Consider the following 20,715-nt stretch of genomic DNA (forward strand, 5'->3'; position numbering starts at 1 on the left):
TGCCTGTGCGGTTTTGGCCGCTAACTATTCGTCGATCCTCAAGACCGTCACCTCTCGCACAGGCGGGAGGCGCAGGAGGCACCGTGCTCACCGCGTTCGCCCGAGCGTTCAAGACGCCCGACCTGCGCAAAAAGCTGCTGTTCACATTGGGCATCATCGTGCTCTACCGGATCGGCGCGCATGTCCCGGTCCCCGGGGTGAATTACGCGAACGTCGAGACCTGTATGAAGCAGGCCGGCGGTAACAGCGGATTGTTCGCCCTGGTGAACATGTTCAGCGGTGGTGCGCTGCTGCAGATCACGATCTTCGCGCTGGGGATCATGCCGTACATCACGGCGAGCATCATCCTCCAGCTGCTGACCGTCGTGATTCCCCGGCTGGAGGCCCTCAAGAAAGAGGGACAGTCCGGCCAGGCGAAGATCACCCAGTACACGCGCTATCTGACCGTGGCGCTCGCCGTCCTGCAGGGCACCGGCCTGGTGGCCACCGCCCGCAGCGGTGCGCTCTTCCAGAACTGCTCGGTCGCCAGCGAGATCGTGCCCAGCGAATCGATCTTCACCACCATCACGATGGTCATCACGATGACCGCCGGCACCTGCCTGATCATGTGGCTCGGTGAGCTCGTCACCGACCGCGGTATCGGCAACGGCATGTCGATCCTGATGTTCATCTCGATCGCCGCCGGCTTCCCGGGCGCCCTGTGGGGCATCAAGAAGGCGGGCAAGCTGGCCGACGGCTGGATCGAGTTCCTCGCGGTGATCGCGGTGGGCCTGGCGATGGTCGCCCTGGTGGTCTTCGTCGAGCAGGCCCAGCGGCGGATCCCGGTGCAGTACGCGAAGCGGATGATCGGCCGCCGGTCCTATGGCGGTACGTCCACGTACATCCCGCTCAAGGTGAACCAGGCGGGTGTGATTCCCGTCATCTTCGCGTCATCGCTGCTCTACATTCCGGCCCTCATCGCGCAGTTCAGCGGGTCGAAGGCGGAGTGGGCGGTGTGGATCGGCACCAACTTCACCAAGGGAAATCACCCGGTTTACATCGTTACGTACTTCCTGCTGATCGTGTTCTTCGCCTTCTTCTACGTGGCCATCAGCTTCAACCCCGAAGAAGTTGCCGACAACATGAAGAAGTATGGTGGCTTCATCCCGGGTATCCGGGCTGGTCGCCCGACGGCCGAGTACCTCAGCTACGTGCTCAACCGGATCACGTGGCCGGGCTCGCTGTACCTGGGGCTGATCGCGCTCGTACCAACAGTGGCGTTGGTGCTTTTCAACGCGAACCAGAACTTCCCGTTCGGCGGGACTAGCATCCTGATCATCGTGGGTGTGGGTCTGGAGACCGTGAAGCAGATCGAGAGCCAGCTTCAGCAGCGCAACTACGAAGGGTTCCTCCGCTGATGCGAATCGTCCTCGTCGGACCCCCGGGGGCCGGCAAGGGTACGCAGGCTGCGTACCTTGCCAAGAACCTCGCGATCCCGCACATCTCCACGGGGGACCTGTTCCGCGCCAACATCAGCCAGGGGACGCCCCTCGGCCGCGAGGCGAAGTCATACATGGACGCCGGCAATCTGGTGCCCGACTCGGTCACCATCGCGATGGCCGAGGACCGTATGGAGCAGCCCGACGCGGCCAACGGCTTCCTCCTGGACGGCTTCCCCCGCAACCTGGGGCAGGCCAAGGCGCTGGACGAGTACCTCAAGGACCACAGCCTCAAGCTGGACGCCGTCCTGGACCTGGAGGTCCCCGAGGACGAGGTCGTCAAGCGGATCGCCGGCCGGCGCATCTGCCGCAACGACAGCAGCCACGTCTTCCACGCCGAGTACAACAAGCCGGAGACCGAGGGCGTCTGTGACGTCTGCGGCGGCGAGCTGTACCAGCGGGACGACGACCGTGAGGAGACCGTCCGCAAGCGCCTGGAGGTCTACCACACGGAGACCGAGCCGATCATCGACTACTACAAGGCCCAGGGCCTGGTGGTGGACATCCCCGCGATGGGCAAGGTCGACGAGGTCACCACGCGCGCGATGGCGGCTCTGCCGTCCCGGGACGCGTAGCAGCACACGGCGTGCCCACGGCCGCGGTGCCCGTATCGGGTACCGCGGCCGTATCGTGTACGGGGCGGTCGTGACGGCCGCCGGAGAAGCGTTGTAGTCGGTTCAGGAAGGCGCCAGCCCTCATGGTGGAGATCAAGACCCCCGAGCAGATCGCGAAGATGCGCGAGGCGGGGCTGGTGGTCGCCGCCATTCACGCGGCGACCCGGAAGGTCGCGGTGCCCGGCGCCACGACCAAGGACCTGGACGACGCGGCCCGCAAGGTGCTCGCCGAACACGGTGCGAAGTCGAACTTCCTCGGATACGGCGGCTTCCCCGCGACGATCTGCACCTCGGTCAACGATGTCGTGGTCCACGGCATCCCCGACACCGAGACGGTGCTGCAGAACGGCGACATCATCTCCATCGACTGCGGCGCGATCATCGACGGCTGGCACGGCGACGCGGCATACACCGCCTTCGTCGGCTCCGGCCACTCCGCGGAGCTGGTCGGGCTGAGCCGGGTCACCGAGGAGTCGATGTGGGCCGGTATCGCGGCGGTGGCCAAGGGCAACCGGCTGGTGGACATCTCCAAGGCGATCGAGGGCTACATCCGCCGCCAGCCGCGCCCCACCAGCGGTAAGTACGGCATCGTCGAGGACTACGGCGGCCACGGCATCGGCTCGCAGATGCACATGGACCCGCATCTGCTGAACTACGTCGACCGCAAGCGCGGCCGCGGGCCCAAGCTGGTGCCCGGCTTCTGCATCGCGATCGAGCCGATGGTGAACCTCGGCACGGCCAAGACCCACGTTCTTGATGACGACTGGACGGTCAAGTCGAACGACGGCAGCTGGTCCTCGCACTGGGAGCACTCGGTCGCGCTGACCGAGGACGGCCCGCTGGTGCTGACCGCGCCGGACGGCGGCAAGGCCAAGCTGGCCGAGCTGGGCATCACCGCGGCGCCCGACCCCCTCGCCTGAGCCGCGCCGCCGCGCCGCGACAGGGGCGGCGGGCGTAAGGATCACGCCCGATGGGCAATAATCCTGGATTCGTCTTTTCCTGGACCCTGGCGTAGACTAACGCGTCGGCTCTCGTGCATCCGTATGCCCTCTTGGTTGAGGGTGTGGTGCGGGATAGTCGATCAAGGTAGCCGATTCGAAGGGCGAAGCGTGGCCAAGAAGCAAGGTGCCATCGAAATCGAGGGCACCGTGATCGAGTCCCTCCCGAACGCCATGTTCAAGGTGGAGCTCCAGAACGGTCACAAGGTCCTCGCGCACATCAGCGGCAAGATGCGGATGCACTACATCCGTATCCTCCCGGATGACCGGGTCGTCGTGGAGCTTTCTCCGTACGACCTGACGCGTGGCCGGATCGTCTACCGCTACAAGTAGATCTTGTCGCCGCCCCGCTCCCGTGGGGTGACGGCACTGACCCGGAGAACCTCACATCCCATGAAGGTCAAGCCGAGCGTCAAGAAGATCTGCGACAAGTGCAAGGTGATCCGCCGCCACGGCCGGGTCATGGTCATCTGCGACAACCTGCGCCACAAGCAGCGCCAGGGCTGACGCACGCCGACCACCTGCATTTCGCAGTTTTCGCGCGACGCAAGCACATACGTACATACGCAGTCACCCGACCCCCGCATCACTCGCGTGGGGACGACACCCCCGGCTCGGAGGCCGGGGACCCGGCTCGTAATTCTGCAGAGTCTTACGGGAACGGTGCTGCGGAAGACCTCCGAATAGCCATCAGGAGCCACATCAATGGCACGCCTCGCAGGCGTTGATCTCCCGCGCGAAAAGCGTGTGGAGGTCGCCCTCACCTACGTCTTCGGTATCGGGCGGACGCTGTCGCAGCAGACTCTCGCTGCCACCGGCGTCGACCCCAACACCCGGGTTCGCGACCTGGCCGAGGAAGACCTCGTCAAGATCCGCGAGTACGTGGACAACAACCTCAAGACCGAGGGTGACCTCCGTCGCGAGATCCAGGCCGACATCCGCCGCAAGGTCGAGATCGGCTGCTACCAGGGTCTGCGCCACCGCCGCGGTCTGCCGGTGCACGGTCAGCGCACCAGCACGAACGCCCGTACCCGCAAGGGCCCGCGTCGCGCGATCGCCGGCAAGAAGAAGCCGGGCAAGAAGTAGTCCTCAGCAGGACAGGACGCTTACCAGCGGTCTTCGCTGTAGGACCGACCACCTCCACGGGAGTAATGAATGCCTCCGAAGGGCCGTACGGCCGGCGCCAAGAAGGTGCGCCGCAAGGAGAAGAAGAACGTTGCCCACGGGCACGCTCACATCAAGAGCACGTTCAACAACACGATCGTTTCGATCACGGACCCCACGGGCAACGTGATCTCTTGGGCCTCTGCCGGCCACGTCGGCTTCAAGGGCTCGCGCAAGTCCACCCCCTTCGCCGCGCAGATGGCCGCCGAGTCGGCCGCCCGCCGCGCGCAGGAGCACGGCATGCGCAAGGTCGACGTCTTCGTCAAGGGTCCCGGCTCCGGCCGTGAGACCGCGATCCGCTCCCTCCAGGCCACCGGCCTTGAGGTGGGTTCGATCCAGGACGTCACCCCCACTCCGCACAACGGATGCCGCCCGCCCAAGCGCCGGCGCGTCTGACGCACTGAGGTAACGGAGACAACTGGAAAATGGCGCGTTATACCGGGGCCGACTGCAAGCGTTGCCGTCGGGAGAAGCAGAAGCTCTTCCTCAAGGGGAGCAAGTGCGAGAGCGCGAAGTGCCCGATCGAGATCCGTCCTTACCCCCCGGGTGAGCACGGTCGCGGGCGCACCAAGGACAGCGAGTACCTGCTCCAGCTTCGTGAGAAGCAGAAGTGCAGCCGTATCTACGGTGTCCTGGAGAAGCAGTTCGTGAACTACTACAAGGAAGCGAACCAGAAGACCGGCAAGACCGGTGAGAACCTTCTGCGCATCCTTGAGACCCGCCTCGACAACGTGGTCTACCGGGCCGGCTTTGCCAAGTCCCGGGACCACGCCCGTCAGCTGGTCCGTCACGGACACGTGAATGTGAACGGCCGCAAGACCGACATCCCGTCGGCTCGCGTGGCCGTGAACGACATCATCGAGGTCCGCGAGGGCTCTCGGAACCTGACCCCGTTCGCGGTGGCACAGGCCGAGGCCGGCGAGAGGACCGTTCCGGCCTGGCTGGAAGCGATCCCCTCGAACCTGCGGATTCTCGTGCACAGCATGCCCGAGCGCCAGGTGATCGACACCCAGGTGCAGGAGCAGCTGATCGTTGAGCTCTACTCCAAGTAAGAGCTGACCGGTGGGGGCGGTACGGAGCCGATGGCGCCGTGCCGCCCGTACCCTTGTCAGTACAGCGGGCGTCAAATAGCGGGCGTCCACGACTGAAGGATCGAACACCATGCTGATTGCTCAGCGTCCCTCGTTGACCGAAGAGGTCGTCGACGAATACCGCTCCCGGTTCGTGATCGAGCCGCTGGAGCCGGGCTTCGGCTACACCCTCGGCAACTCTCTGCGCCGTACCCTCCTGTCCTCGATTCCGGGTGCGGCGGTCACGTCCATCCGTATCGACGGTGTCCTGCACGAGTTCACCACCGTGCCGGGCGTCAAGGAGGACGTCACCGACCTCATCCTCAACATCAAGCAGCTGGTCGTCTCCTCGGAGCACGACGAGCCCGTCGTGATGTACCTGCGCAAGCAGGGCCCGGGTCTGGTCACCGCCGCCGACATCGCGCCCCCGGCCGGTGTCGAGGTGCACAACCCGGACCTGGTCCTCGCCACGCTCAACGGCAAGGGCAAGCTGGAGATGGAGCTGACCGTCGAGCGCGGTCGCGGCTACGTCTCCGCCGTCCAGAACAAGCAGGTGGGCCAGGAGATCGGCCGTATCCCGGTCGACTCCATCTACTCGCCGGTGCTCAAGGTCACCTACAAGGTCGAGGCGACCCGTGTCGAGCAGCGCACCGACTTCGACAAGCTGATCGTCGACGTCGAGACCAAGCAGGCCATGCGCCCGCGTGACGCCATGGCGTCCGCCGGTAAGACCCTGGTCGAGCTGTTCGGTCTGGCGCGCGAGCTCAACATCGACGCCGAGGGCATCGACATGGGCCCGTCCCCGACGGACGCCGCCCTGGCCGCCGACCTGGCGCTGCCGATCGAGGAGCTGGAGCTCACGGTCCGCTCGTACAACTGCCTCAAGCGTGAGGGCATCCACTCCGTGGGTGAGCTCGTGGCGCGCTCCGAGGCCGATCTGCTCGACATCCGCAACTTCGGTGCGAAGTCGATCGACGAGGTCAAGGCGAAGCTGGCCGGTATGGGCCTGGCGCTGAAGGACTCGCCTCCCGGGTTCGACCCGACCGCTGCGGCTGACGCCTTTGGGGCCGATGACGACGCGGACGCCGGTTTCGTGGAGACCGAGCAGTACTGAGTTCGTCCGGGGTCCGGGGAGCGATTCCCGGGCCCCCGCCATGTGATTCTTCCGCGGGGCGGCCGCCTCGTGGGAACTGACACCGGTACCTGATACGGCCGGTGCAGCAAAGAAGGAGATACACCATGCCGAAGCCCGCCAAGGGTGCCCGTCTGGGCGGCAGCGCTGCGCACGAGCGCCTCATGCTGCGCAACCTGGCCACCGCGCTCTTCGAGCACGGCCGCATCACGACGACCGAGGCCAAGGCCCGTCGTCTGCGTCCGTACGCGGAGCGTCTGGTGACCAAGGCGAAGAAGGGTGACCTTCACAACCGCCGTCAGGTCATGCAGCTGATCTCGGACAAGAGCGTCGTGCACACGCTCTTCACGGAGGTCGCCCCGCGGTTCGAGAACCGTCCGGGTGGCTACACCCGTATCACCAAGATCGGTAACCGTCGTGGCGACAACGCTCCCATGGCCGTCATCGAGCTGGTGGAGGCGCTGACCGTGGCCCAGCAGGCCACCGGTGAGGCCGAGGCCGCGACCAAGCGTGCGGCCAAGGACGCGGAGGCGGCCACGGCTGCCGAGGCGACCGAGGAGTCGAAGGACGCCTGAGTCCTGCCTTGTGCGTGAGCGGGTCCGCCCTTCGGGGCGGGCCCGCTCTTCGTATGTGGGTGCGGGCCGTGCCGCGCGGGGTTGAGAGGATTGCGGTGTGAGTGACGAAGTGAAGCCGGGCTTTGTCCGGGTGCGGATGAACCTTTCCTACGACGGAAAGGACTTCTCCGGGTGGGCGAAGCAGGCCGGCGGGCGGCGGACCGTCCAGGGGGAGATCGAGGACGCGCTGCGGACGGTGACGCGGTCCGCGGAGACCTATGAGCTCACCGTCGCCGGGCGGACGGATGCGGGGGTGCACGCGCGGGGCCAGGTGGCGCATGTGGATCTGCCCGCGGAGCTGTGGGCGGAGCACCGGGACAAGCTGTTGCGGCGGCTGGCCGGGCGGCTGCCGAAGGATGTCCGGGTGTGGCGGCTCGACGAGGCGCCGTACGGCTTCAATGCGCGGTTCTCGGCGATCTGGCGGCGGTACGCGTACCGGGTGACCGATCACCACAGCGGGGTGGATCCGCTGTTGCGCGGCCATGTGCTGTGGCACGACTGGGAGCTGGACGTCGCGGCGATGAACGAGGCGTCCCGGCCGCTGCTGGGTGAGCACGACTTCGCGGCGTACTGCAAGCGGCGGGAGGGCGCGACGACGATCCGTACGCTCCAGGAGCTGAGCTGGGTGCGGGGCGCTGACGGGATCATCACGGCGACCGTGCGGGCGGATGCCTTCTGCCACAACATGGTGCGGTCGCTGGTGGGGGCGATGCTGTTCGTCGGGGACGGGCACCGGCCGGTGGAGTGGCCCGGCAAGGTGCTGGCCGCCGGGGTGCGGGACTCCGCCGTGCATGTCGTACGGCCCCATGGGCTGACGCTGGAGGAGGTCGGTTATCCGGCCGACGAGCTGCTGATGGCGCGTAACCAGGAGGCGCGGAACAAGCGGACGCTGCCGGCGGGCGGCTGCTGCTGAAGCGGCGGCCCGAGAGCCCGGTGGCGGCGCCGTCGGAAGGGCGGCGCCACCGGGGACGTCAAGACTGGCCGGGTCAGGACTGGCCGGCCTTCTCCCGGGCTTCCTTGAGCTGCTGCTCGGCGGCCTTCGCGGCCTGGTCCTTGCCGCGCTGGGTGATCTGGCTGAAGGCGTAGGCACCGCCGTCCCGGGCGATCTGCCGGGCCTTGGTCTCGGTGCCGGTGACGTCCTTGCCGTTGAGGTAGCCGGCGATGGTGAAGTAGGCGTAGCGGCCGGTGGCGTTGGTCGCCATCCGGCACTTCGTGCCCTGGCAGAAGTCCGAGGGGACACCGCCGCCGGGCAGCGGCATGAGGTTGGCCTTGTTCTCGTTCATGACCTTGGCGGCCTGGGCGGGCGAGTCGAAGACCGCGATGCCGAGGGTGACCGCGACGCCGCCCTTGGCGTATGTGGCGCGCAGCAGCTTCCGGCAGCCGTTGTGGGACAGCGAGGAGACCAGCGGGCCCTGGGCGGCGGCGGTGCAGTCCTTGGAGGTGGCCGTCTTGGTGCGCGGATAGCTGTGCTCGCCGACGACCATGCTCTTCTGCGGGAAGAGGGTGGCGGGCGTCAGCGGCGCCTTGTCCTTCTTGGGGTCGGTGATGTAGTCCCGCGGGTTGGGCGGGGGCGGGACGGAGACGTCCGGGAAGGACGGCTTGTCGTCCGGCACCGCTTCCTCGGAGGCGGTGGGCGCCGCCGTCGGCTTGCCGCCCTTCGACCCGCCGGTCATGACAGCGGCGGTGACGATGCCGGCCACCGCGAGGGCCGCCAGCACGCCGCCGCCGATCCACATCCAGCGTTTGCGGCGGGCCTGTGCCTCACTCTCCTCGGCGAGTGCGCCCCAGTCCGGTGTGGACGACGAAGAACCCCCGGGGCCGTCGAACGGCCCGCCTTGCCCAAAGCTCATGCCGCGCATCCTAAACCGGTTGGTGGAACGCTTGGCGGCCGGTCACAATCCCGCTCATGGGACATCTTGAGGCCGGACATCTGGAGTACTACCTGCCGGACGGGAGGGTCCTGCTGGGGGATGTGTCCTTCCGGGTGGGGGAGGGCGCGTCGGTCGCGCTGGTGGGGGCCAACGGGGCCGGCAAGACGACGCTGCTGCGGCTGATCGCGGGGGAGCTGGAGCCGCACGGCGGGGCGGTGACGGTCAGCGGCGGGCTGGGGGTGATGCCGCAGTTCGTGGGGTCCGTACGGGACGAGCGCACGGTGCGTGACCTGCTGGTTTCGGTGGCGCAGCCGCGGATCAGGGAGGCGGCGGCCGCGGTGGACGCCGCGGAGCTGGCGATGATGACCGCCGAGGGCGACGACGAGGCCGCGCAGATGGCCTATGCCCAGGCGCTCAGCGACTGGGCCGAGGCCCGCGGCTACGAGGCCGAGACGGCCTGGGACATCTGCACGACGGCGGCGCTGGGGATGCCGTACGAGAAGGCGCAGTGGCGGAAGGTGCGCACGCTGTCCGGCGGTGAGCAGAAGCGGCTGGTGCTGGAGTCGCTGCTGCGCGGCACGGACGAGGTGCTGCTGCTGGACGAGCCGGACAACTATCTGGACGTGCCGGGCAAGCGGTGGCTGGAGGAGCAGCTGCGGCAGACGGGCAAGACGGTGCTGTTCGTCTCGCACGACCGGGAGCTGCTGGCCCGCTCCGCGGAGAAGATCGTCAGCGTCGAGCCGGGCCCGGCGGGCTCGGACGTCTGGGTGCACGGCGGCGGGTTCGGCACCTATCACGAGGCCCGCAAGGAGCGCTTCGCCCGTTTCGAGGAGCTGCGGCGGCGCTGGGACGAGAAGCACGCCCAGCTCAAGCAGCTGGTGAACACGCTGAAGAACAAGGCGGCCTTCAACGACGGTCTGGCCTCCCGCTACCAGGCGGCGCAGACCCGGCTGCGGAAGTTCGAGGAGGCCGGGCCGCCGCCGGAGCCGCCGCGGGAGCAGGAGATCACCATGCGGCTGCGCGGCGGGCGCACCGGCGTACGGGCGGTGACCTGCGAAAACCTGGAGCTGACGGGCCTGATGAAGCCCTTCTCGCTGGAGATCTTCTACGGCGAGCGGGTCGCGGTCCTGGGCTCCAACGGCTCCGGCAAGTCGCACTTCCTGCGGCTGCTGGCCGGGGACGCCGACACGTCCGCGAACCCCGTCGCGCACACCGGCGCCTGGAAGCTGGGCGCCCGCGTCGTCCCCGGCCACTTCGCGCAGACCCATGCCCACCCGGAGCTGCTGGGCCGCACCCTGCTCGATGTCCTGTGGACCGAGCACGCGAAGGACAAGGGCCAGGCCATGTCGGCGCTGCGCCGCTATGAGCTGGAGAAGCAGGCCGAGCAGCGCTTCGAGCGGCTCTCCGGCGGTCAGCAGGCCCGCTTCCAGATCCTGCTGCTGGAGCTGGCCGGCACGACCGCCCTGCTGCTCGACGAGCCGACCGACAACCTGGACCTGGAGTCGGCGGAGGCGCTCCAGGAGGGGCTGGAGGCGTACGAGGGGACGGTGATCGCGGTCACCCACGACCGGTGGTTCGCGAAGTCCTTCGACCGGTTTCTGGTCTTCGGCTCGGACGGGATGGTGCGGGAGACGGCGGAGCCGGTGTGGGACGAGCGGCGGGTGGAGCGGAAGCGGTAGGGGGAAGCCGTACGGGGCGCCCGCCCCGGCAGGCGCGCCCCGGGCCGTCCGGCCGCCCGGGGCGGATACCGCACGCCGGTTCGGGGCGCGTTTTGACCCCGCTGGGGACGGCCCGGTATTCTGCTGGTTCGTTATGCGTATTGGCTTGCTCTATCTCACGTGAGGGGCCCTTACGCCGGTCCCTGGGCCGATAACCAGCGGCGGACGATCGGGTTGCGTCACCCGTAGTGCCGCCCTGCTGCGGGATCAGCCACGGCGACCAGTACAGGACCCATTCACTTAAGAAGCGAAGGCTAAGACGTGCGTACGTTCAGCCCCAAGCCCGGCGATGTCCAGCGCCAGTGGCACATCATTGACGCGCAGGACGTTGTCCTGGGCCGTCTGGCCACCCAGGCCGCGTCCCTCCTCCGGGGCAAGCACAAGCCGGTCTACGCGCCGCACGTTGACACCGGTGACTTCGTCATCATCGTCAACGCCGACAAGGTGCACCTGTCCGGCAACAAGCGGACCCAGAAGATGGCCTACCGCCACTCGGGCTTCCCGGGCGGTCTGCGCTCCGTCCGCTACGACGAGCTGCTGGAGAAGAACCCCGAGAAGGCCGTCGAGAAGGCCATCAAGGGCATGCTCCCCAAGAACACCCTCGGCCGTCAGATGCTCTCGAAGCTGAAGGTCTACGCGGGCGCCCAGCACCCGCACGCTGCGCAGCAGCCGGTCCCGTTCGAGATCACCCAGGTCGCGCAGTAAGTCCGGCCACCCCCTAAGACGACAGAGAATTCTCAAGGAGCATCGTGGCTGAGACCACCCCCGAGACCCCGCTGGACGAGGTCGAGGTCGAGGAATACACCACCGAGACCGAGGTCGTGGAGTCGGAGTACACCTCCGAGTCCCTCGCGTCCCGTTTCGGCGACCCGCAGCCGGCGGCCGGCCTGGGCCGTCGCAAGAACGCCATCGCCCGCGTCCGGATCGTTCCGGGCACCGGTCAGTGGAAGATCAACGGTCGCACCCTTGAGGGGTACTTCCCCAACAAGGTGCACCAGCAGGAAGTCAACGAGCCCTTCAAGGTGCTGGAGCTCGACAACCGTTACGACGTTGTCGCCCGCATCTCCGGCGGCGGCATCTCCGGCCAGGCCGGTGCGCTGCGCCTGGGTGTGGCCCGTGCGCTGAACGAGGCGGACGTGGACAACAACCGCGGCGCGCTGAAGAAGGCCGGGTTCCTCAAGCGTGACGACCGTGCGGTCGAGCGCAAGAAGGCCGGTCTGAAGAAGGCCCGCAAGGCGCCGCAGTACAGCAAGCGCTAATCGCGCGCTGCACCGTGCAGCATCTTGGCGAACGCCCCGGTGGCACCTCCGTGCTGCCGGGGCGTTCGGCTATCCGGGACCAGGGGCGTATACCTGGACTTAATGCTCTGGTCCAAGCTCATCTACTCGGAGGACACCAGTGGGACGACTCTTCGGCACGGACGGTGTGCGCGGCGTCGCCAATGCGGATCTGACGGCGGAGCTGGCGCTCGGTCTGTCGGTCGCTGCGGCGCATGTGCTCGCGGAAGCGGGCACCTTCGAGGGGCACCGGCCGGTGGCGGTGGTCGGACGCGATCCACGCGCGTCCGGTGAGTTCCTGGAGGCCGCGGTCGTCGCGGGCCTGGCCAGCGCCGGTGTGGACGTGCTGCGGGTGGGGGTGCTCCCGACCCCGGCGGTCGCGTATCTGACCGGCTCGCTCGGCGCGGACCTCGGCGTGATGCTCTCCGCCAGCCACAACCCGATGCCCGACAACGGCATCAAGTTCTTCGCCCGCGGCGGTCACAAGCTCGCCGACGAGCTGGAGGACCGTATCGAGCAGACCTACCGGGCGCACAGCTCCGGCGAGCCCTGGGAGCGGCCGACCGGCGCCGGGGTGGGCCGGGTCACCGTCTACGACGAGGGCTTCGACAACTATGTCGCGCACCTCGTCGGCGTACTGCCCAACCGTCTGGACGGGCTGAAGATCGTCATCGATGGCGCACACGGCGCGGCGGCGCGGGTCTCGCCCGAGGCGTTCGCGCGGGCCGGTGCCGAGGTCATCACGATCGGCACCGACCCCGACGGCCTGAACATCAACGACGGCTGCGGCTCCACCCACCTGGAGCTGCTGCGCGCCGCCGTCGTCGAGCACGGCGCCGACCTGGGTGTCGCCCACGACGGTGACGCGGACCGCTGCCTGGCCGTGGACAGCGCGGGCAACGAGATCGACGGCGACCAGATCCTGGCCGTCCTGGCGCTCGGGATGCGCGAGGCGGGCACGCTGCGCAAGAACACCGTCGTCGCCACCGTGATGTCGAACCTCGGCTTCAAGCTGGCCATGGAGGGCGCGGGCATCGACCTCGTACAGACCGCGGTCGGCGACCGCTACGTGCTGGAGGAGATGAAGGCGCACGGCTTCGCGCTGGGCGGTGAGCAGTCCGGGCACGTCATCGTGCTGGACCACGCCACCACCGGTGACGGCACGCTGACCGGTCTGATGCTGGCCGCCCGGGTCGCCACGACCGGTAAGCCGCTGGCCGAGCTGGCGGGCGTCATGGAGCGGCTGCCGCAGATCCTGATCAACGTCCCCGACGTCGACAAGTCCCGGGTGGCCACCTCGCCCGAGGTGACCGCGGCGGTCGCCGAGGCGGAGCGGGAGCTGGGCGCCACCGGGCGGGTGCTGCTGCGGCCGTCCGGTACGGAGCCGCTGGTGCGGGTGATGGTGGAGGCCGCGGACATCGAGCAGGCGCGGGCGGTGGCCGAGCGGCTGGCGGACGCGGTGAAGTCGGCGCTGGGGTGAGTGGCGTGGGCGGGCGCCGCGGCCGCCGTTGAGGCGGCGGAGCGTGGCGCGGTTCTGCGGATTCTCCGGCCTCGCCCCTGGGTGGCACTTTGCCGCTCCGGGGCGAGGCCGTTTCCCGTTGCGGGCGCCTCTGTCGTCAGCGGGCGGCCGGGAGCGTGCCGTGCCGGGCCCACAGCAGCTTCTGGGTGGCCAGGGTGAGGGTGCCGGCGATCACGATGCCCGCGAGGTTCAGCACGAGCTGGGTGGAGGAGCCCCAGGTCTGCGCGTAGTCGCCGTAGGTGAAGGCGACGGCGGCGTTGGCGGCGGCGGGGACGGTCGTCACGGAGATGGCCACGCCCACCAGGGCGCCGGACTTCGCCGAGGTCAGCGAGAGGGTGCCGGCGACCCCGGCGAGGAAGGCCACCACGAACGACATCCAGTCCGGCTGCCAGATGAACGACGTATTGGGCCGCGGGCCCTCGACCCGGTTCTCGGTGAACAGCCCCACCGCGTCCATGAAGTAGCTGAAGCCGCAGGTCAGCACCATCGCCACGGCGAAGCCGACGACCAGCGCCAGCAGTGAGCGCCAGGCCAGCCGCGGGGCGCGCCGGACCAGGGCCGTGGAGATACCCGCCAGCGGGCCGAACTCGGGGCCGACCGCCATCGCGCCGACGATCAGAATGGCGTTGTCCAGGACCACACCGCAGGCCGCGATCATCGTCGCCAGGGACAGGAACGCGAGGTAGGTGGCCGAGAGCGTCGACTCCTCGTGGGTGGCGTCGGTCAGCGACTCCCAGAGCACGGCGTCCGCGCCCTCGCCGGGCGCCTCGTCCGCCGCCCGGTCGGCCCGCCGGGACAGCGACAGATCGATGTGCTCGATCGCGATCGAACCGGTCCGGTCGAGACCCATCTCCCGCAGCCGCGCCAGCAGTCCGTCCCCCGCCTCCCGGGCGACATCGCACATCACCACATCGCCGACCGGATCACGGGAGGCCCCGCTCAGCACCACGAGGTGGGTCGTCCCGACGGTCTTCTCCAGCAGCTGGAGCACCTCGTCCGTACGGTCCGCGGGGACGAGCAGGCGCAGATGCAGCACGGGCTTCGCACTCCTCAGAGCTTGCGCAACGACAGCCGTTGCACCTTGTGGTCCGGCCCCTTGCGGAGCACCAGGTTGGCGCGGCCGCGGGTCGGGGCGACGTTCTGTTGCAGATTGGGCTTGTTGACGGTGCGCCAGATCATCCGGGCGTAGTCGAGGGCCTCGTCCTCGGAGACCTGGGTGTACTTGCGGAAGTACGAGAACGGGTTCTGGAAGGCCGTCTGGCGCAGCTTGCGGAAGCGGCCCAGGTACCACTTCTCGATGTCCTCGGTACGGGCGTCGACGTAGACGGAGAAGTCGAAGAAGTCGGCGAGCCCGAGCCGGGTGCGGCCGTCCTTGCCGGGCAGCGCCGGCTGGAGCACGTTCAGGCCCTCGACGATGAGGATGTCCGGGCGCTGCACGGTCAGCTGCTCGCCCGGCACGATGTCGTAGATCAGGTGGGAGTAGACCGGTGCGGTGACCTCGGCCTTGCCGGATTTCACGTCCGCGACGAAGCGGGTCAGCGCCCGCCGGTCGTAGGACTCCGGGAAGCCCTTACGGGACATCAGACCGCGCCGGTGCAGCTCGGCGTTGGGGAAGAGGAAGCCGTCGGTGGTGACCAGCTCGACGCGCGGATGCTCGGGCCAGCGGGCCAGCAGCGCCTGCAGCAGCCGGGCCGTGGTGGACTTCCCGACCGCCACGCTGCCCGCGACCCCGATGACGAACGGGGTGCCGGGCTGGGGGCCGCTGCCCACGTCGCCGAGGAAGGTGTTGAGCGCACCGCGCAGATTGCTGCTGGCGCCGACATAGAGGTTGAGGAGCCGGGACAGCGGGAGATAGACATCGCGCACCTCGTCGAGGTCGATGACATCGCCCAGCCCCCGCAGCTGTTCGACCTCGTCGGCCGTCAGGGGCAGCGGAGTCTTCTCCCGCAGGGCGCTCCACTGCGCGCGCGTCAGATCGACGTATGGGGAGCTGTCGGCGCGGCGTCGTTGCTGCGGATCGGTCGTCAGGGGCACGCGCCCATTGTGCGCAGCCGCCACCCGCCCTTCACCTCCGGGTGGCCCGCCCGGCGCGGTCTCGTCGCTGTCGCGCCCGGCTCGGGTGCTTCTCGGCAGGGGCGTCTGTACCCCACGGATTTTGCCCGGTACCGTCGGTGACGGGGAGGGCCCGGCTCGGGGCCCTGGACGAATCAGGGGGTGCGGGTGCGCACGCGTAAGGCCGGTCTGCTGCGACAGCGGCCGTGGGGGACAGACGCCGGCGCGGACCACGACGGGGCGGACGGTTTCGCCGCCCAGGTGTACGCCGAGCTGACCGAGGAACTACCGGACGAGGACCTGGGCGAGGACCTCGCCGAGGTCCTGGAACACTACGAACCGGGCACCGGTCCGGGCGCGGACGCGGAGGCGGACGAGGAGTTCCTGGAGACGGTGCAGGAGGCGCATCGGCGGATAGCGCGGGGGTATTGAGGTCGCTGCGGGGGGCCTCCTTCCGGATCGGTGACTCGCCGGTACATGCCGCCGCCGGTCGCTCAGACCCCCGGCGTACCCTGCCCCCATGTGCGGAATCGTGGGATATGTGGGCGGGCAGAGCGCCCTTGACGTCGTCCTGGCCGGGCTGAAGCGGCTGGAGTACCGCGGGTATGACTCGGCGGGGGTGGCCGTGCTGGCGGACGGGGGGCTGGCGGCGGCCAAGAAGGCGGGGAAACTCGCCAATCTGGAGAAGGAGCTGGCGGACCGTCCGTTGCCGGCCGGGGCGACGGGGATCGGGCACACGCGATGGGCGACGCATGGCGGGCCCACCGATGAGAACGCGCATCCCCATCTGGACAACGCCGGGCGGGTCTCGGTGGTGCACAACGGGATCATCGAGAACTTTGCCGGGCTGCGTGCCGAACTGACCGACCGGGGCCATGAGTTGGCGTCGGAGACGGACACCGAGGTCGTGGCGCATCTGCTCGCCGAGGCTTACTCGTCGTGCGGGGAGCTGGCCGAGGCGATGCGGCAGGTGTGCCGGCGGCTGGAGGGGGCGTTCACGCTGGTCGCGGTGCATGCCGATGAGCCGGATGTGGTGGTGGGGGCGCGCCGTAACTCGCCGCTGGTGGTGGGCGTGGGGGACGGTGAGGCGTTTCTCGCGTCGGACGTGGCGGCGTTCATCGCGCATACGCGGGAGGCGGTGGAGCTGGGGCAGGACCAGGTGGTGGAGCTGCGCCGGGAGTCGGTGACGGTGACGGACTTCGACGGGGCGCCTGCCGAGGTGCGGGAGTACCACGTCGACTGGGACGCGTCGGCCGCCGAGAAGGGCGGCTACGACTACTTCATGCTGAAGGAGATCGCCGAGCAGCCGAAGGCCGTTGCGGACACGCTGCTGGGGCGGATCGACGCGTCGGGGGTGCTGTCCCTGGATGAGCTGCGGATTCCGCCCGCGGTGCTGCGGGAGGTCGACAAGGTCGTCATCGTGGCGTGCGGGACGGCGTACCACGCGGGGATGATCGCCAAGTACGCGATCGAGCACTGGACGCGGATCCCCTGCGAGACGGAGCTGGCGAGCGAGTTCCGCTATCGCGATCCGATCCTGGACCGGCACACGCTGGTGATCGCGATCAGCCAGTCCGGCGAGACGATGGACACCCTGATGGCGCTGCGGCATGCGCGGGAGCAGGGCGCGAAGGTGCTCGCCATCTGCAATACGAACGGGTCGACCATCCCGCGCGAGTCGGACGCGGTGCTGTACACGCACGCCGGGCCCGAGGTGGCGGTGGCCTCCACCAAGGCGTTTCTGACCCAGCTGGTGGCCTGCTATCTGGTGGCGCTGTACGTCGCGCAGGTGCGGGGCACGAAGTGGGGCGACGAGATCCGGGACGTGGTGCGCGAACTGGCGGCGATCGGCACCCAGGTCGAGCAGGTGCTGGACACGATGGAGCCGGTACGGGAGCTGGCGCGTTCGCTCGCCGACAAGAACACGGTGCTGTTCCTCGGGCGGCATGTGGGCTATCCGGTGGCGCTGGAGGGTGCGCTGAAGCTCAAGGAGCTGGCGTATATGCACGCGGAGGGCTTTGCGGCCGGGGAGCTCAAGCACGGGCCGATCGCGTTGATCGAGGACGATCTGCCGGTTGTCGTGGTCGTGCCGTCGCCGCGGGGCCGGTCGGTGCTGCACGACAAGATCGTGTCGAATATTCAGGAGATCCGGGCCCGGGGGGCGCGGACCATCGTGATCGCGGAGGAGGGCGACGAGACGGTGGTGCCCTACGCCGACCATCTCGTACGGATTCCGCGGACACCGGTGCTGCTGCAGCCGCTGGTCTCCACCGTCCCGTTGCAGGTCTTCGCCTGTGAACTGGCCACCGCCCGCGGCAACGAGGTCGACCAGCCGCGCAACCTCGCCAAGTCGGTGACGGTGGAGTGATCATCGGGGTCGGGATCGATGTCGCCGAGATCGACCGCTTCGGCGCGGCGCTGGAGCGTACGCCGGAGCTGGCGAAGCGGCTGTTCATCGAGGAAGAGCTGATATTGCCGAGCGGTGAGCGGCGCGGCATCGCTTCCCTGGCGGCGCGGTTCGCCGCCAAGGAGGCGCTGGCCAAGGCGCTCGGCGCACCGGCCGGGCTGCACTGGACCGATGCCGAGGTGTACGTCGAGGACAGCGGGCAGCCGCGGCTGCGGGTGCGCGGGACGGTCGAGGCGCGGGCGGTGCAGCTCGGGGTCCGGTCGTGGCATGTGTCGATGAGCCATGACGCGGGGGTGGCGTCCGCGGTGGTGATCGCGGAGGGGTGAGGCCCGGTTGGTGCCTGATCCAGCGGGCGCTTGGCGGGCGCCGTCTTCGGGGCGGGGGGAAATCCCCCGCACCCGGCGGCTGAGGGGCCAGACTTGGCGGTATGAGGACTGCCTACAGCGTGGAGACCGTACGGGCCGCGGAGCGGGAGCTGATGGCCCGGTTGCCCGAAGGGGCCCTGATGCAGCGGGCGGCGGCCGGACTGGCCGTGGCCTGTGGGGAGTTGCTGGGCAAGGTCTACGGCAGCCGGGTGGTGCTGCTGGTGGGCAGCGGCGACAACGGCGGGGACGCGCTGTACGCGGGGGCCCGGCTGGCCCGGCGGGGGGCCGGGGTGGTGGCGGTGCCGCTGTCGCCCGAGCGGGCCCATCAGGGCGGGCTGGCGGCGCTGCGGGCGGCCGGGGGTCGGGTTTCGGTCGATGCGCTGCGGGACATCGCGCGGGCCGATCTGGTCGTGGACGGCATCGTCGGGATCGGGGGGCGCGGCGGGCTGCGCCCGGAGGCCGCGCAACTCGCGCGGGCGGCATGGGAGTCGGCGCCGGTGGTGGCGGTCGATCTGCCCAGTGGCGTGGACGCGGACAGCGGTGAGGTGCGCGGGGACGCCGTACGGGCCGATGCGACGGTGACGTTCGGTACGTACAAGCCGGGGCTGCTGATCGATCCGGCGCGGGAGCGGGCGGGCGCGCTGCGGCTGGTGGACATCGGGCTCACGCTGCCGCAGGAGGCCGAACTGGAGGCGTTGCAGCACGCGGACGTGGCGGAGCTGCTGCCGCGTCCGGTGCCCGAGAGCGACAAGTACCGGCGGGGCGTGGTCGGGGTGGTCGCCGGGTCCGCGCGCTATCCGGGGGCGGCGGTGCTCGCAGTGGCGGGTGCGCTGCGGGGCGGCGCGGGGGCCGTGCGGTATGTCGGGCCGGCCGCCGAGGCGGTGCTGACGCAGTTTCCGGAGACGCTGGTGCATCCCGGGCCGCCGGACAAGGCGGGGCGGGTGCAGGCATGGGTGATCGGGCCCGGCATCGGGGAGGAGGCGTCGGCGCTGGAGGAGGTGCTGGCGGCGGAGGTGCCGGTGCTGGTGGACGCGGACGGCCTGCGGTTCCTGACGCCGGAGCGGGTCCGGGAGCGGACCGCCGAGACCCTGCTGACGCCGCATGCCGGGGAGGCCGCCGCGCTGCTCGGACGCGGGCGCGAGGAGGTCGAGGCGGCGCGGCTGGCCTCCGTACGGGAACTGGCGGCGCACTACGGTGCCACGGTGCTGCTCAAGGGCTCGACGACGCTGGTGGCGGCGGCGGACGGTCCCGTACGGGTCAACCCCACCGGGACGAGCTGGCTGGCGACGGCCGGGAGCGGCGATGTGCTGTCGGGGGTGACCGGGTCGCTGCTCGCCGCGGGGCTCGCGGCTCGGGACGCCGGATCCGTCGGGGCGTATCTGCACGGGCTGGCGGCCCGCCGCGCGGCCGGGCGGCCCGGCGCGCCGATCCTGGCCTCCGACGTCGCCGCCCATCTGCCCGCCGCCTGGCGCGATGTGACGGACTGACAGAAGCTGGGACGGCGGATTACGCCCCGCGGGGGAACGGTGCGGGCACCAGGGCGAACCTGGCGTCCGGTGGGCTTGTACGACCATGCGCCCACGGCATGCGTGAGGGCATGAAACGCACCTTTTCGGCGTTGCTGGTCGGCGCCTCGCTCCTCGTTGTCGCCGGGCCGCCCGCGGTGGCCGTGGCGCCGTCGCGCGCGGCGGCCGTGATGGCCCCGTCCGCCGCGTACCGACTGCCCGACCTGGTTCCCGGGGTTCCGCGCGCGCGACGGGAGACCGTCCGGCCCCGGCGCATCGAGTACGTGCCGCGGTCCGAGGTGGCCTCCGCCGCCACCCGGGCGGCCCGGTGCAGTGCCGCCACCGGGCCCTACCAGCGGCAGGCGGAGCGTTATCTGGGGCGGCAGGTCGACGGGCGGCAGAGCTCGGGGGACTGCCGGGCGATCCGGCGTTTCCAGCAGACGCACCGCATCGCGCCGGCGACCGGCTTCGCGGGCCCGGTCACGGGCGCGATGGTGCGGGTGGCGCGGGCCAGGAAGAACCCCAACCGGGCCGGTCACTGCCCCACCCTCACCCAGCGGACCGCCTGCGTCGATCTGAACCGGCAGCTGATGTGGATCCAGCAGGGCGGACGGGTGATCCTCGAACCGGTGCCGATCCGGTCCGGTGCGCCGACGATGGAGACCCGCACCGGTTCGTACCGGATCTATCTGCGGCGCTGGCGCCATATCTCGAACCTCTACGGCACGCGGATGCCGTACGCCCAGTTCTTCGACCGCGGGGAGGCGCTGCACGGCGTCTACGAGGACATCTTCTCCGGGGCCGGCTCGCACGGCTGCGTCAACCTCACCATGACGGACGCGCGGCGGGCGTGGGAAGTGCTGAGGAAGGGCGACACCGTGTACGTCTGGGGGCGGAAGCCCGGCGTGTGAGCACGGTTTTTTTGCCCGTC

General features: G+C 69.5%; 23 protein-coding genes. 20 read left to right on the forward strand and 3 right to left on the reverse strand.

Translation table 11 applies throughout. From position 1 onward, the window contains the following. The first annotated feature begins 83 nt into the window (after positions 1-83). The 11 genes from secY (at position 84) to truA (ending at position 7,983) form a co-directional block, all read left to right on the forward strand. Positions 84-1,397, forward strand: a complete 1,314-nt coding sequence (secY, locus tag STRTU_RS20055) for a preprotein translocase subunit SecY (RefSeq protein WP_159747090.1) — start codon at positions 84-86, stop codon at positions 1,395-1,397. Beyond that, a complete protein-coding gene (locus STRTU_RS20060; RefSeq protein WP_159744869.1) occupies positions 1,397-2,053 on the forward strand; it encodes an adenylate kinase in 657 nt (218 codons plus the stop codon). Before secY ends, STRTU_RS20060 begins: the two co-directional genes overlap by 1 nt. 122 nt (positions 2,054-2,175) lie before the next feature. Continuing rightward, positions 2,176-3,012 carry a type I methionyl aminopeptidase gene (gene map / locus STRTU_RS20065; protein ID WP_159744870.1) on the forward strand — a complete coding sequence of 279 codons (837 nt, stop codon included), beginning with the start codon at positions 2,176-2,178 and terminating at the stop codon, positions 3,010-3,012. A gap of 189 nt (positions 3,013-3,201) precedes the next feature. Then, the gene (infA, locus tag STRTU_RS20070) at positions 3,202-3,423 is read left to right on the forward strand and encodes a translation initiation factor IF-1 (RefSeq protein ID WP_003956442.1); all 222 of its coding nucleotides are present in this window, start codon (positions 3,202-3,204) and stop codon (positions 3,421-3,423) included. 60 nt (positions 3,424-3,483) lie between these two features. Next, positions 3,484-3,597, forward strand: coding sequence for a 50S ribosomal protein L36 (gene rpmJ, locus STRTU_RS20075; protein ID WP_003956441.1), 114 nt, complete (start codon positions 3,484-3,486; stop codon positions 3,595-3,597). A gap of 198 nt (positions 3,598-3,795) precedes the next feature. Then, on the forward strand, positions 3,796-4,176 hold the full coding sequence (gene rpsM, locus STRTU_RS20080; protein ID WP_100604412.1) for a 30S ribosomal protein S13: 381 nt from the start codon (positions 3,796-3,798) through the stop codon (positions 4,174-4,176). A gap of 69 nt (positions 4,177-4,245) precedes the next feature. Continuing rightward, positions 4,246-4,650: a 30S ribosomal protein S11 gene (gene rpsK, locus STRTU_RS20085; RefSeq protein WP_004571845.1), complete on the forward strand. Its 405-nt coding sequence runs from the start codon at positions 4,246-4,248 to the stop codon at positions 4,648-4,650. 29 nt (positions 4,651-4,679) lie between these two features. Continuing rightward, positions 4,680-5,306: a 30S ribosomal protein S4 gene (rpsD, locus tag STRTU_RS20090; RefSeq protein WP_159744871.1), complete on the forward strand. Its 627-nt coding sequence runs from the start codon at positions 4,680-4,682 to the stop codon at positions 5,304-5,306. Positions 5,307-5,415: 109 nt separating this feature from the next. Continuing rightward, positions 5,416-6,438 carry a DNA-directed RNA polymerase subunit alpha gene (locus STRTU_RS20095; protein WP_003956430.1) on the forward strand — a complete coding sequence of 341 codons (1,023 nt, stop codon included), beginning with the start codon at positions 5,416-5,418 and terminating at the stop codon, positions 6,436-6,438. 125 nt (positions 6,439-6,563) lie between these two features. Further along, positions 6,564-7,031, forward strand: coding sequence for a 50S ribosomal protein L17 (gene rplQ / locus STRTU_RS20100; protein ID WP_159744872.1), 468 nt, complete (start codon positions 6,564-6,566; stop codon positions 7,029-7,031). Positions 7,032-7,128: 97 nt separating this feature from the next. Then, entirely contained in the window at positions 7,129-7,983 is an 855-nt protein-coding gene (gene truA, locus STRTU_RS20105) for a tRNA pseudouridine(38-40) synthase TruA (RefSeq protein WP_159744873.1), read from the forward strand. Between the two features lie 73 nt (positions 7,984-8,056). On the opposite strand, the gene STRTU_RS20110 is transcribed toward truA, so the two are convergent. Then, positions 8,057-8,920, reverse strand: a complete 864-nt coding sequence (locus STRTU_RS20110; protein ID WP_159744874.1) for a hypothetical protein — start codon at positions 8,918-8,920, stop codon at positions 8,057-8,059. 56 nt (positions 8,921-8,976) lie between these two features. Here STRTU_RS20110 and STRTU_RS20115 point away from each other — a divergent pair, with 56 nt between their 5' ends. The 4 genes from STRTU_RS20115 to glmM all read left to right on the forward strand — a co-directional run bounded on the left by STRTU_RS20115 (position 8,977) and on the right by glmM (position 13,416). Then, positions 8,977-10,620: an ABC-F family ATP-binding cassette domain-containing protein gene (locus STRTU_RS20115; protein ID WP_174878899.1), complete on the forward strand. Its 1,644-nt coding sequence runs from the start codon at positions 8,977-8,979 to the stop codon at positions 10,618-10,620. A 300-nt stretch (positions 10,621-10,920) separates the two neighbouring features. Then, on the forward strand, positions 10,921-11,364 hold the full coding sequence (rplM, locus tag STRTU_RS20120) for a 50S ribosomal protein L13 (protein WP_159744875.1): 444 nt from the start codon (positions 10,921-10,923) through the stop codon (positions 11,362-11,364). A gap of 44 nt (positions 11,365-11,408) precedes the next feature. Next, complete coding sequence (gene rpsI, locus STRTU_RS20125; RefSeq protein ID WP_159744876.1) at positions 11,409-11,918, forward strand: 30S ribosomal protein S9; 510 nt, start codon at positions 11,409-11,411, stop codon at positions 11,916-11,918. Positions 11,919-12,057: 139 nt separating this feature from the next. Then, positions 12,058-13,416: a phosphoglucosamine mutase gene (gene glmM, locus STRTU_RS20130; RefSeq protein ID WP_159744877.1), complete on the forward strand. Its 1,359-nt coding sequence runs from the start codon at positions 12,058-12,060 to the stop codon at positions 13,414-13,416. Positions 13,417-13,552: 136 nt separating this feature from the next. Here the strand turns inward: glmM and STRTU_RS20135 are convergent, their stop codons facing one another. Both STRTU_RS20135 and coaA read right to left on the reverse strand, forming a co-directional pair. Further along, positions 13,553-14,491, reverse strand: a complete 939-nt coding sequence (locus STRTU_RS20135) for a DUF389 domain-containing protein (protein ID WP_159744878.1) — start codon at positions 14,489-14,491, stop codon at positions 13,553-13,555. A gap of 14 nt (positions 14,492-14,505) precedes the next feature. Continuing rightward, positions 14,506-15,489 carry a type I pantothenate kinase gene (gene coaA, locus STRTU_RS20140; protein ID WP_159744879.1) on the reverse strand — a complete coding sequence of 328 codons (984 nt, stop codon included), beginning with the start codon at positions 15,487-15,489 and terminating at the stop codon, positions 14,506-14,508. 186 nt (positions 15,490-15,675) lie between these two features. On the opposite strand from coaA, the gene STRTU_RS20145 reads away from it, so the two are divergent. The 5 genes from STRTU_RS20145 (at position 15,676) to STRTU_RS20165 (ending at position 20,695) form a co-directional block, all read left to right on the forward strand. Beyond that, entirely contained in the window at positions 15,676-15,939 is a 264-nt protein-coding gene (locus tag STRTU_RS20145) for a hypothetical protein (RefSeq protein ID WP_246240860.1), read from the forward strand. A gap of 88 nt (positions 15,940-16,027) precedes the next feature. Beyond that, positions 16,028-17,875 (forward strand): glutamine--fructose-6-phosphate transaminase (isomerizing), encoded by a 1,848-nt coding sequence (gene glmS, locus STRTU_RS20150; protein WP_159744881.1) that lies wholly within the window; start codon positions 16,028-16,030, stop codon positions 17,873-17,875. Next, positions 17,872-18,240, forward strand: a complete 369-nt coding sequence (locus tag STRTU_RS20155) for a holo-ACP synthase (RefSeq protein WP_159744882.1) — start codon at positions 17,872-17,874, stop codon at positions 18,238-18,240. The genes glmS and STRTU_RS20155 overlap by 4 nt, the downstream gene beginning before the upstream one ends. Before the next feature lie 101 nt (positions 18,241-18,341). Next, entirely contained in the window at positions 18,342-19,766 is a 1,425-nt protein-coding gene (locus tag STRTU_RS20160) for an NAD(P)H-hydrate dehydratase (RefSeq protein WP_159744883.1), read from the forward strand. A 110-nt stretch (positions 19,767-19,876) separates the two neighbouring features. Further along, complete coding sequence (locus STRTU_RS20165) at positions 19,877-20,695, forward strand: L,D-transpeptidase (RefSeq protein WP_159744884.1); 819 nt, start codon at positions 19,877-19,879, stop codon at positions 20,693-20,695. The last annotated feature ends 20 nt before the right edge of the window (positions 20,696-20,715 follow it).

It is taken from the genome of Streptomyces tubercidicus, assembly GCF_027497495.1.
GTDB lineage: Bacteria > Actinomycetota > Actinomycetes > Streptomycetales > Streptomycetaceae > Streptomyces > Streptomyces tubercidicus.